The organism is Candidatus Aquiluna sp. UB-MaderosW2red (assembly GCF_900100865.1).
In the GTDB taxonomy this organism is placed as follows: domain Bacteria; phylum Actinomycetota; class Actinomycetes; order Actinomycetales; family Microbacteriaceae; genus Aquiluna.
This window is the reverse complement of sequence record NZ_LT627734.1, coordinates 1,178,811-1,191,219: the sequence shown is the minus strand read 5'-3', so window position 1 is coordinate 1,191,219 and position 12,409 is coordinate 1,178,811. Positions and strand designations below refer to the sequence as shown.

The 12,409-nt window shown below is 51.7% G+C and carries 9 protein-coding genes; all 9 read right to left on the bottom strand.

Features of this window, described 5'->3' with window-relative positions:
* Nucleotides 1-4 precede the first annotated feature (4 nt).
* Nucleotides 5-787, bottom strand: coding sequence for a triose-phosphate isomerase (gene tpiA, locus BLP47_RS06060; RefSeq protein WP_091851541.1), 783 nt, complete (start codon nt 785-787; stop codon nt 5-7).
* A complete protein-coding gene (pgk, locus tag BLP47_RS06055; protein ID WP_091851538.1) occupies nt 780-1,988 on the bottom strand; it encodes a phosphoglycerate kinase in 1,209 nt (402 codons plus the stop codon). Before pgk ends, tpiA begins: the two co-directional genes overlap by 8 nt.
* Entirely contained in the window at nt 1,988-2,989 is a 1,002-nt protein-coding gene (gene gap, locus BLP47_RS06050; RefSeq protein WP_091851535.1) for a type I glyceraldehyde-3-phosphate dehydrogenase, read from the bottom strand. Before gap ends, pgk begins: the two co-directional genes overlap by 1 nt.
* 63 nt (nt 2,990-3,052) lie before the next feature.
* Nucleotides 3,053-3,670 carry a superoxide dismutase gene (locus tag BLP47_RS06045; protein ID WP_091851532.1) on the bottom strand — a complete coding sequence of 206 codons (618 nt, stop codon included), beginning with the start codon at nt 3,668-3,670 and terminating at the stop codon, nt 3,053-3,055.
* A 45-nt stretch (nt 3,671-3,715) separates the two neighbouring features.
* A complete protein-coding gene (gene whiA / locus BLP47_RS06040; RefSeq protein WP_091851530.1) occupies nt 3,716-4,693 on the bottom strand; it encodes a DNA-binding protein WhiA in 978 nt (325 codons plus the stop codon).
* Between the two features lie 4 nt (nt 4,694-4,697).
* Complete coding sequence (rapZ, locus tag BLP47_RS06035) at nt 4,698-5,570, bottom strand: RNase adapter RapZ (RefSeq protein WP_091851527.1); 873 nt, start codon at nt 5,568-5,570, stop codon at nt 4,698-4,700.
* 63 nt (nt 5,571-5,633) lie between these two features.
* Complete coding sequence (gene uvrC / locus BLP47_RS06030) at nt 5,634-7,478, bottom strand: excinuclease ABC subunit UvrC (RefSeq protein WP_091851524.1); 1,845 nt, start codon at nt 7,476-7,478, stop codon at nt 5,634-5,636.
* 2 nt (nt 7,479-7,480) lie between these two features.
* A complete protein-coding gene (gene uvrA / locus BLP47_RS06025) occupies nt 7,481-10,330 on the bottom strand; it encodes an excinuclease ABC subunit UvrA (RefSeq protein ID WP_091851521.1) in 2,850 nt (949 codons plus the stop codon).
* Between the two features lie 9 nt (nt 10,331-10,339).
* On the bottom strand, nt 10,340-12,406 hold the full coding sequence (uvrB, locus tag BLP47_RS06020) for an excinuclease ABC subunit UvrB (protein ID WP_091851518.1): 2,067 nt from the start codon (nt 12,404-12,406) through the stop codon (nt 10,340-10,342).
* Nucleotides 12,407-12,409: the final 3 nt, after the last annotated feature.

Below are 12,409 nucleotides of genomic sequence, written 5' to 3'. Positions count from 1 at the left end.
GAAATTATAGGACTATGTGCTTTTGGAATCGGGCAATGCCGGCAAACTCGTCGGCATCCAGTGAGGCTCCCCCAACCAAAACTCCGTCTACTTCTCCCGAAGCCAAAAAGCCTGCGACGTTGTTTGCTTTGACTGAACCTCCGTAAAGAATACGGCTATTTCCGGATTCTTGACCAAACTCTTGCGTGATTGCGGCCCTTAGGGCTTTGGCTACAGCCTCTGCTTCGGCTGGGGTCGCAACTTTGCCGGTGCCAATAGCCCAAACCGGTTCGTAAGCGATTACAAACTCGCCTAGAGTTTCGTGCCCCGATAAAGCCGCGAGCGCCTGGGCAATGGGAACCGCCGCTTGTCCTTGAAGCTCAAGTTCTTCCAGAGTTTCTCCAACGCAAATAATTGGAATAAGCCCGTTCTGCCAAGCTGCGGAGACCTTAGCATTCAAGATCTCGTCGGTTTCCGAATGATACTGACGACGTTCAGAATGACCAATCAGCACGTATTTAACGTTTAGTTTGGATAAAAACGCCCCCGAAACCTCTCCAGTGAAAGCTCCGCTTGAATGACGAGAGACATCCTGTGCTCCAAGCCCGATCTTAAATTTCTCGCTCTCAATCAGTGTCTGAGCGGTCCTGAGGTCGGTAAAGGGAGGAAACACTGCAACCTCGGCCTTTTCATAATCGTGTTTGGCATCATCGAGTGTCCAGCTCAGTTTCTGTATCAGAGCAATCGCTTGGAAATGGTCGAGGTTCATCTTCCAGTTTCCTGCAATTAGGGGTACGCGACTAGTCATTTAGGACCTCCAGCCCGGGTAGGTGCTTGCCTTCAAGAAATTCCAGGCTGGCGCCTCCGCCAGTGGAAATGTGTCCAAATTTACTTTCATCAAAGCCCAGAAGTCGAACTGCCGCAGCTGAGTCCCCTCCGCCGACCACTCCGAGCCCATCGAGGTTGCTGAGTGCATGCGCGACCGCCCTGGTGCCGCCAGCAAAATTCGCAAATTCAAAGACCCCCATTGGGCCATTCCAAAAGACTGTTTTTGATGATGAGACGGCTGCCGCAAAGGATTTTGCAGACTCAGGCCCAATGTCTAACCCGATGCCCGATTCCCCGAAACTCGTGGACTCGATCTTGTCGAAGGCGACAACTTCGAACTCTGCATCCGGGGCAAATGAAGATGCCACCAAAATATCAGTAGGCAAAATTACTTCCACACCGAGCGCTGCAGCTTGCTCCAAAAAGATTTTTACCGTTGCTATTTGGTCCGACTCCAGAAGGCTCTTCCCCACCTTATGCCCCAACGCCGCTAGGACTGTGAAGACCATGCCACCGCCGATTACGAGTCGGTCAACCTTGGGCAGCAGATGCCCAAGCACCCCTAGCTTGTCGGAAACCTTTGAGCCACCCAAGACCACTGTGTATGGCCGAACTGGATCATGGGTTAATTTATTCAATACCTCTAATTCGGACTCAATCAATCCCCCGGCGTAGCTAGGGATAATTTTTGCCAGCTCAAAAACGCTAGCCTGCTTGCGGTGAACTACTCCAAACCCATCGCTTACGAGAATTTCGCCTAGGTCGGCCAGTTTCATGGCAAACCTTTCACGCTCTTTGGGGTCCTTGCTGGTTTCGTCTTTGCTGAATCTTAAGTTCTCGAGTAAAGCGACCCCGCCGTCCTCGAGGAGCTTGGCTGCTGCCTTGGCCTGAGGGCCGACAGTGTCGTTTGCAAAAACAACTGGTTGGCCGAGCAGTTCCTCGAGCCTCAGGGCGACTGGGGCAAGTGAGAATTCCAGAATTGGCTCGCCCTCGGGTCTACCCAGGTGAGAACAAAGAATGACTTTTGCTCCAAGATCAACCAGTTTTCTGATCGTCGGAATCGAGGCTCTGATTCTTCCGTCGTCAGTAATGACACCGTTTTTGATTGGAACATTTAAATCGCAGCGCAAAATAACGCGCTTGCCAGCAAGGTCACCGGCAGCATGAAGAGTTCTAAGCATTAGAGCTTCGAGGCAACCAGTTCGGTTAGCTCAACTAAACGGTTGGAATAGCCCCACTCGTTGTCGTACCAACTTGAAAGCTTCACTGTCTGATCAATGACTCGTACCAGCCCCGCGTCGAAAATTGACGAGTGAGGATCGCCAACTATGTCGGAGGAGACGATTGGCTCCTCTGTGTAGAGCAGGATACCTTTGAGGGGTCCCTCTGCCGCCGCTTTATAAGCAGCTTTTATCTCTTCAACTGTGACGGTCGCGTCGGTTGTGATGGTTAGGTCTGTGATTGATCCCGTTGGAACTGGAACTCTCAGCGCAAAGCCATCCAGCTTGCCTTTAAGCTCGGGCATTACCAGCCCGATTGCCTTGGCGGCGCCGGTAGAAGATGGCACAATGTTGATCGCTGCAGCGCGTGCGCGTCGCAAGTCATCGTGTGGTCCATCATGCAGGTTCTGATCTGCCGTATAAGCATGAACGGTGGTCATAAGACCATTTTTAATTCCCCACTTATCGTGGAAAACCTTCGCCAATGGCGCCAAACAGTTGGTGGTGCAGGAGGCGTTGGAAATGATGTGGTGTTTGGCTGGATCGTAAAGGTGGTCGTTCACTCCGATAACAAAAGTTGCATCTTCGTTGGTCGCAGGAGCCGAGATTAAGACTTTTTTTGCCCCAGCCGCAATGTGTTTTTTGGCATCATCAGCATTAGTGAAGCGCCCAGTTGACTCAATCACGATGTCTACGCCGAGCTCTCCCCATGGCAAATTCGCTGGGTCGCGCTCAGCCAGGACTCTAATGGCTTGGCCATTAACGATGATGCTGTCGCCATCCACCGATACGGCTGCGTCAAGACGCCCTGCGATTGAGTCGTACTTCAAAAGATGAGCCAGGCTCTTAGGGTCTGATAGGTCGTTTACAGCTACTATTTCTAGGTTTGAGTTTTGGGCTAGGGCCGCACGCAAGTAATTGCGGCCAATTCGGCCAAAGCCATTAATGCCAACACGGGTCACGGGAAGTCTCCAGTTCTAAAATGGATTTACAAATGTGTTCCACGCTCCATTGGGCAGAAGTGCTCAGCCTAGCAGCAGCGACTTGCTATTCAGCTTGACCGAGGCAAACCTAGTAGCAACATCCTCGAAGTCAATAATGTTCCAGAAGGCTTTCACGTAATCGGCTTTGACATTGTGGTAATCAAGATAGAAGGCGTGCTCCCACATGTCCAGCATCAAAAGCGGCAGGGTCGCGATGGGTAAGTTGCCTTGCTGGTCATAAAGTTGACCAATCACCATTTGGTTGCCAATTGCATCCCATGCTAGGTATGCCCAACCGGAGCCCTGAATACCCATTGCGGCTGCAGTGAAGTGGTTCTTAAAAGCCTCAAATGATCCGAAGTACTCGGCAATTGCTGCGCTCAAGTCACCGGTCGGCTCTTGAGTCTCGGGAGATAAGTTTTTCCAGAAAATACTGTGGTTTATATGGCCACCCAGGTTGAAGGCAAGATCTTTTTGCAATTTCGGAAGATTGGCAAAGTCATTCGCTTCGCGAGCTTTTGCCATCGCGTCCAGCGCTGCGTTAGCACCAGTGACATAGGCCTGGTGGTGCTTGGAGTGGTGAAGCTCCATGATTTTCGCCGAGATGTGTGGCTCAAGGCTCGAATAATCGTAGGAAAGTTCCGGTAGTGAATAAGTCATTTAAATCTCTCTTTCTTATAGTGGCGAAGTCCAGGGTCGAGCGTTTTATTCCTCTATCAAATAATCGATGGCCGATTCGGTGTCCGGAATACCTAAATCCGAAGCAAGCTTGTCCGCTGTAGCCAGCAGTCTTCTGATTCGTCCAGCGATTGCATCCTTTGTCATAGGAGGGTCTGCCAAGCGGCCAAGTTCATCGAGCGAAGCCTCTTTGTGCTCAAGCCTAAGCTCGCCGGCGTATTTTAAGTGTCTGGGGGCTCTTTCGCCGAGTATCTCAAGTGCTCTTTGAACCCTGGCTCCGGCTGCAACCGCTGCCTGGGCGCTTCTTCGAAGGTTGGCATCATCGAAGTTCGCTAGTCGATTGGCTACCCCGCGAACCTCTCTTCTGGTTCTGAGGGCTTCCCACTTCTCGACCTGCTCGGTGCAGCCGATTTCGCTCAAAATGTGCGTAATTGCCTCGCCATCGCGAATCACCACGCGGTAGACATTTCTAACCTCACGGGCCTTGGCGCTGACACCCAGCCGCCTTGCAATACCCACCAATGCCATGGCGGCTTCGTTGCTTGGCGCAGTTATTTCCAAGGATGTGGTGCGACCAGGGTCGGTAAGGACCCCGTTGGCTAAAAATGCACCTCGCATGATCGCCTTGGCCTCCTCGAGGGTAGATGAGATCATGGTTGCCGGGAGCCCTCTGACCGGACGCCCTTTATTGTCGATGAGTCCAGTTTGCCTAGCGAGTAATTCGCCGTCACGCATAACGCGAATCTGATAGCCGCTGTGTTTGCGCACCCCACTCGCCCCAACAACTGAAAGTTCCGATTGGATCCCATAGAGCTCGGAGATTGCCCTCGTGAGTCGCCTAGCTAAGGTCGAAGAGTCCAGCTCTACCTCGATGGCAATTCTTCCCGAAATCAGGTGCAATCCGCCACAAAACCTCAGAATGGTGGCCAGCTCAGCTGCTCTTTCTACGCCCTTGCCGACCGGTACGCGCGCCAATTCGTCTTTGATTGCTTGCGTTATTACCAAATGTCTACTCTCTGCCTAGGTCGCGGTGCTGCACAGAGACCTTAACATCGTCTTCATCGCTAAGAATTTTTGCGATGGTGTTGGCCAATGCCACTGACCGGTGCTTGCCACCGGTGCAACCGATAGCAATAGTTGCGAATCTCTTATTTTCCTTGCGGTAACCCGTTAGGACAATCCGAAGCGTGGCCACATAATTCTCGATGAACTCTTTGACCCCGGGTTGCTCAAGCACGTATTCCAAAACCTCTGGGTCGTTGCCAGTCTTGTCCCGCAACTCTTCTTTCCAGTGCGGGTTTGAGATAAACCGCGCGTCTGCCACGAGGTCCGAATCGGCCGGTAGGCCATATTTAAAACCAAAACTCATGACGTTTATTTTGAGCCCCGAGTTAGAGGCTGAAAAAGCGTCATTCACTCTGTTTGTTAGTTGGTGCACATTCGAATCCGAGGTATCAAACACCACATCAGCACTCTCGCGAAGATTTAGCAGCTCCGCCCGTTCTTTACCGATGCCATCAAGTACTGTCCCATCTTCTTGGAGCGGGTGCGGACGTCTGACCGACTCAAATCTTTTTACGAGTGCCGAATCGTTTGCCTCGAGAAACAGAAGCCGAACGTTGATTTCGCGCTTTCGAAGTTGCTGAATATAGGTTTGTAGTTCGGTGAAAAACTCACCGCCGCGAACATCGATGATGACCGCAATCTTCGGGAGATTGGCTTTGCTAAGAGAAAACAAATCATTTATCGGACCCAATAATTGTGGCGGAAGATTGTCTATGACATACCAACCCTGGTCTTCCAGGGCGTTGCCTACGGTCGAGCGACCAGCTCCCGACATGCCTGTAACCACAAGCAGTTCAGGTTTCTTGTTCGCTTCCATCTCTCCCCAATCTGAGTCGCCTCCTAGATTATCCTTTCGGCGTGTCGCCTGGTTAGAAAAAACTTAGTTTGGTAGCGAATCTTTTATCTGTTGCGCCAATTTGGCACTAAACCCAGGCAAATCACTAATTTCCGCTATGGAAGCAACCCGGATTCGCTTGAGTGAACCGAACTTTCGCAAGAGTGCTCTCGCCTTGGCCTCGCCGAGTCCTGGAATTTCTAGCAATTGGCTGGAGATGGACTTGCTTCGCGAAGCTCGCTGGGCAGAAATAGCAAACCGGTGGGCCTCATCCCGAATTCGCTGCAACAAGAACAGCTCCTCCGATGTTCTTGGCAAAATGACCGGGTAATCGGTTCCAGCGACAAAAATCTCTTCGAGTCTTTTTGCCAGAGTCGCAATGGTGACTCCCTGGACCCCTGAATCCTTGAGAGCCCTGAGCGCGGCGTTTCGTTGAGGCATCCCACCATCGATCAGCATTAGTGCCGGGCGGTAGCTAAATTTCTCTGAGCTCTGATCATCGGCGAGATACTTCAGGCGCCTCATCAGAACCTGATAAATCGACTCGGTGTCATCCGCAGTCTCAAGATTAAACTTCCGATAATGATCTTTTTTAGGCAGGCCATCCTCGAAGACGACCATGGAACCCACGGTTCCGGTGCCACCCAAATGCGAGATGTCAAAGCATTCAATTCTTAGTGGCGCATTTTCCATCTCGAGGGCCCGCTGAATCCCGGAGAGGGCATCTGCTCGGGCAGTGAAGTCACTGGTGCGCTTGAGCTTATAAGTCTTTAGGGCGTGGGCGGCGTTCGCCCTCGCGGTCTTGGCCAGCGTTGCCTTTTCACCACGCAACGGGACTTGGATTCTTACTGCGGAGCCCCTAATTGAGCTCAACCAAGCTTCAACCTGCTTTGCGTCGGCTGGCATTTCGGGAACCCAAATGTTCTTCGGCACCTCGGTGGCCGCTAGCTTCTCGCTTGGTGTGTAGATCTCTTGCAGAACGTATTCCACCAACTCTTCATTACTTCGATCAAGCTCGAGATCGACTACCATCGAGCGGTTACCGCGAATCCTGCCGCCCCTAATAATAAATAAGGAGACAGCTGCGGAGAGCTCATCCCGCTCGAGACCTATTAGGTCGGCATCTATCGCCTCCGAAAGAACAACTGTGCTCTTCTCCAAGACCTTCTCTAAGGCTGCAACATCGTCACGATAGTGAGCGGCCAACTCGTAGTTCTCAATCAGAGAAGCATCTCGCATCTTGTCTCTGAGCACAGCCACGTGAGAATCATTGCCGGAAGCAACAAAATCTCCGAACCGCTTCGCCAGCGACTTGTGCTCTGGCTTTGTAATCCAGTCAACACAGGGCGCAGAACACTTTCCAATATCCGCCAATAGGCAGGGGCGATTTTGACGCTTCGCTCTTTGGTAAATGCCAGCCGAACAGGAGCGCATCGGATATACCTTCAATAAGGTGTCGAGTGTCTCTCTGAGTGCCCACGAGTGGGTGTAAGGCCCAAAATAGCGAACACCCTTGAGAGTGCGATTTCTGGTAATAAATACCCTGGGCACCTCATCGGCCATCGAGATGGCTAGATATGGGTAGGTTTTATCATCTCGAAAACGAACGTTGTAGGGCGGGTCGAACTCCTTAATCCATTGAAATTCGAGGGTCAGCGCATCGTATTCGGTATCGACTATGGTCCATTTAACGTCACTAGCTTTTAAAAGCATGCGCTGAGTGCGCTCATGAAGTTTTTCTAGTGGCCCAAAATAATTAGATAGCCTGGCACGAAGGTTCTTAGCTTTACCGACATACAGCACCCTGCCGGTGGCATCCAAAAAACGGTAAACCCCCGGCCTGGTTGGGATTTCGCCGGTTGCGGGTCTGAACGCCAGGTCCTTAGCCATGGTTAGCCAAGAAGCTCGCCAAGAAATTTGCCGGTGTGGCTAGCGGGTGATTTAGCAATCTGTTCCGGGGTGCCCTGAGCAACCACGAGCCCTCCCCCGGACCCACCTTCTGGGCCAAGGTCAATCACCCAATCAGCGCATCTGATCACATCAAGGTTGTGCTCTATCACAATAACGGTGTTGCCTTTTTCGACCAGGCCGTTTAGAACTAATAGAAGCTTGCGAACATCTTCGAAGTGCAGCCCGGTGGTCGGCTCATCTAATACGTAAATCGTCTTACCCGTTGATCGACGCTGCAGTTCGGTGGCGAGTTTCACTCGCTGGGCCTCTCCACCGGAAAGCGTGGTGGCGCTCTGTCCAAGGGTGACATAGCCCAAGCCAACATCAACCAGGGTGTTCAAGAATCTTGCAATCGAATTAATCGGTGCGAAGAACTCAGCCGCATCGTTGATTGGCATGTTCAGAACATCACCAATCGATGCGCCCTTGTATTTCACCTGCAGGGTCTCGCGGTTATATCGGGCACCCTTGCAGTCTTCGCACATCACGTAAACATCGGGTAAGAAGTTCATTTCGATTCGAATGGTGCCATCTCCGGAACAGGTCTCGCACCTTCCACCCTTGACGTTGAAGGAGAATCTCCCCTGCTGATAGCCTCGAACCTTCGCCTCGGGGGTCTCCGCGAAGAGAGCGCGAATTTTATCAAATACTCCGGTGTAGGTTGCCGGGTTGGATCTTGGCGTCCTGCCAATTGGAGCCTGATCTACGTGCACGACCTTGTCAAGTTGATCCAAGCCTTCGATTCGAGTGTGCTTTCCAGCAACGCCCTTGGCACGGTTTAGCTTGTTAGCAAGCACCTCGTAAAGAACATCGTTCACCAGGGAGGACTTACCTGAGCCACTAACTCCAGTAACTGCAGTCATTACCCCGAGCGGGAAATCCACGTCTACGTTTTGCAAGTTGTTCTCGCGCGCTCCAACGACTCTGATCTTGCGCTTTGGATCTACCTTTCGACGCTTGGCGGGGGTTTCAATCTTGCTTCGGCCCGATAGGTAGGCGCCGGTGGCTGAGTTCGGGTTCTTGAGAATTTCTAGGTAGCTTCCCGAGTGAACAACCTCACCACCATTCAGACCGGCACCCGGGCCGATGTCAACCAACCAGTCGGCCGCCCGAATCGTATCCTCATCGTGCTCAACAACAATCAGCGTGTTCCCCAAATCGCGCAGCTTTAAAAGGGTCTCAATCAATCGGCGGTTGTCTCGTTGATGCAAGCCGATGCTCGGTTCATCTAGCACATAGAGCACACCGGTCAAACCAGCACCGATTTGAGTTGCTAAGCGAATTCGCTGGGCTTCGCCTCCAGATAGGGAACCGGCTGCTCGTTCCAGAGACAAGTAATCCAGGCCCACGGCCAGCAAGAAATCGAGCCTGGCCCTAATCTCACGAAGCACCTGGGCGGCAATTGTGGACTCGCGCTTGGTCAGCTCTAAGCCATCAAAGAATTCGTGAGCCCTTGCGAGGCTCAGGGCAGCAACATCGTGAATCGACTTGCTGTGCACCGTCACCGCTAAAACCTCCGGTCGCAATCTTGCACCATCGCAGGCCGGGCAAGGAATTTCCCGCAAAAAATCAGACCACTTGCCTCTTGACCAGTCATTTTCTGACTCCAAATAGCGTCTTTCGATATAGGGGAGCACTCCTTCAAATCCCGAGGTGTAACGCATCTCTCGGCCAAAGCGTGAGCGCCACTTAACTTGCACTTCAAAGTCATTGCCACGCAAAATTGCGGCCTGAGTCTCTTCGGGAAGTTTCTCCCAGGGGGTGTCGAGGCTGAATTCAAGATCTGTTGCTAGACCATCGAGCAGTCTCACAAAATAGCTGTAAAGGCCCTTGCCCTGGGTCGACCACGGAAGAATTACGCCCTCGCGAATACTGCTACCAGGGTCGCCAATTACAAGGTCAACGTCAACCGCCATTTTGGTGCCAAGACCAGAGCAAACCGGACAGGCGCCAAAGGGCGCGTTAAAACTGAAGGTCCTGGGTTCTATCTCGGTTAGCGCTAAATCGTGTTCGTTTGGGCAACTGAGGCGCTCGGAAAAAGTACGGGTGCGCTTTTCATCAACAAAGTCAACCACCACCCTGCCGTCAGCCAGTTTTAGCGTGGTCTCAATCGAATCGGTAAGACGAGAAATCACCTCGGGCTTCATCGCTAGGCGATCAACAACCACGGAGATATCGTGTTTAAAGGACTTTTTTAGTGGCTTTGCCTCGCTGAGAACTATGGTCTCACCATCGACCACCGCCCTGGCATAGCCCTGGGCCTGAAGGGACGCAAAAAGATCGACGAACTCGCCTTTTTTCTGCTGCACAATTGGAGCCAGCAGTTGAAACTTCGTGCCATCGGGTAATTCCATGAGTTGATCGACTATCGCCTGGGGAGTTTGCTTGGCAATAACTTCCCCGCAGACATGGCAGTGTGGGATTCCGATTCTGGCCCAGAGCAACCGCAAATAATCATGAATCTCAGTAATGGTGCCCACAGTGGAGCGCGGGTTTCGGTTGGTTGATTTTTGATCAATCGAAACTGCGGGGCTAAGTCCTTCAATAAAGTCAACATCCGGTCGGTCAACTTGGCCCAGGAATTGCCTGGCGTAGGCGCTAAGTGATTCAACGTATCGACGCTGACCTTCAGCGAAGATTGTGTCAAAAGCAAGCGAGGATTTTCCGGATCCCGATAGTCCTGTGAACACCACCATCGCGTTTTTTGGTATCTCTAAATCTAAGTTTTTAAGGTTGTGGACTCGCGCGCCCTTGATTGAGAGCTTTGAGCCTTTGGGTGTCTTAATGGTCACTTGAGAAGTTTACGCATGGCCGGCAGCTTCCAATTGTCTAAGCTCTTTCTTAAGCTCCCCAATTTCGTCTCTTATTCTTCCTGCCAGCTCGAACTTGAGCTCGCTGGCCGCTAATTTCATCTGGGCGTCAAGGTCAAGAATTATGCCAAGAAGGTGTTCGGCGCCTTTGGCGCCGATGTCTTTGCGGCCGCGCATTTTAGGCGCTTGACCTTTGACTTTGCTGTCTTTTTTTAGTGAGTCAATCAGGGACTGGGTGTCAATTTCTTCTCGCATCAACTGATCAGTAATGTCGGCAATCTTTTTCCGAAGCGGCTGCGGGTCAATGCCGTTTTCAAGGTTATAGGCAACTTGCTTCTCGCGCCTGCGGTTGGTCTCATCGATCGCACGCTCCATCGAGTTGGTAATTCGATCGGCATACATGTGGACCTCGCCATTTATGTTTCTCGCAGCCCTTCCAATGGTCTGAATGAGCGAGGTTGTGGAGCGCAGAAAGCCCTCCTTATCCGCATCGAGAATCGAGACTAAGGAAACCTCAGGTAAATCAAGACCCTCTCTCAGAAGGTTGATTCCTACCAGCACATCGAAAAGCCCCTGACGCAATTCGCGCAGGATTTCCACCCTTCGCAGGGTGTCAACATCGGAGTGCAAGTACCTAACGCGCACGCCCATCTCGGTGAAGTACTCGGTGACTTCTTCGGCTAGGCGCTTGGTCAGTGTTGTAACTAGAACACGCTCATTGCGTTCGGTACGAAGCCTAATTTCCTCGAGCAAGTCATCGATTTGACCCTTGGATGGCTTCACCACAATCTGAGGGTCAACCAGGCCGGTCGGGCGAATTATTTGCTCGACTACGCCATCTGCTAAACCGAGCTCGTATTTTGATGGGGTTGCTGAAAGATAAAGGGTTTGACCAGTTCGTTGAAGGAATTCTTCAAATCGAAGCGGTCTATTATCCATAGCCGACGGCAGCCTAAAACCATGCTCAACCAGGGTTCGCTTGCGCGATGCGTCTCCCATCGACATAGCACCAATTTGTGACACGGTAACGTGCGATTCGTCGATCACGGTTAGGAAGTCATCTGGAAAATAATCGAGCAAGCAGGCGGAGGGTTCACCTTGAGCTCGGCCATCAATGTGTCTGGAGTAGTTCTCAATACCGGAGCAGAAACCAAGCTCCTTGATTGACTCGATGTCAAAGGTGGTGCGCATCTTGATTCTTTGAGCTTCTAAGAGCTTGCCTTGACGCTCAAAATCCTTATAGGTTGTCTCTAGCTCTTCCTCGATGGCTTCTATTGCTAGGGCCATCTTTTCGGGCGGTGCTACGTAGTAGCTGGCCGGGTAGATTGCCACTGAGTCGCGCTCCATCAGAATCTCGCCGGTCAAAGAATGAATGCGGTAAATCTTTTCTATTTCATCGCCAAAAAATTCAATCCTGGTGGCCTCTTCGTCGTAAACCGCAATGATCTCAAGAGTGTCCCCCTTGACCCTGAAATTTCCTCGAGTGAACTCAACATCATTTCTTTGATACTGAATAGCAACTAGTGCTCGAATCAATTCGTCTCTATCAATCTTCTGCCCAACCTGCAAGGGTAAAGATTGGGCGAGGTATTCCTTCGGGGCACCAAGGCCATATATACAAGAAACGGTTGCGACCACAATTACATCCCGGCGGGATAATAGCGACATGGTGGCCGAATAGCGCAGCCGCTCCACCTCCTCGTTAATAGTGGAGTCCTTCTCAATAAAAGTGTCAGTTTGTGGCACGTATGCCTCGGGCTGGTAGTAGTCGTAATAGCTCACAAAATACTCGACGGCGTTTTCTGGGAACATTTCCCTGAGCTCTGAGGCTAATTGAGCAGCCAGGGTTTTATTGTGCGCAATAACAAGGGTCGGGCGTTGCAGTTTTTCTATCACCCAGGCAGTTGTTGCAGACTTTCCGGTTCCGGTAGCGCCGAGCAAAACTACGTCCCGCTCGCCATTTGTCAGTCGCTCGGTGATTTCCCTGATGGCTTGTGGCTGGTCCCCAGATGGTTCAAATGGAGTTACCGCGCGAAAGGGTCTGACATCATCAAGCATCCG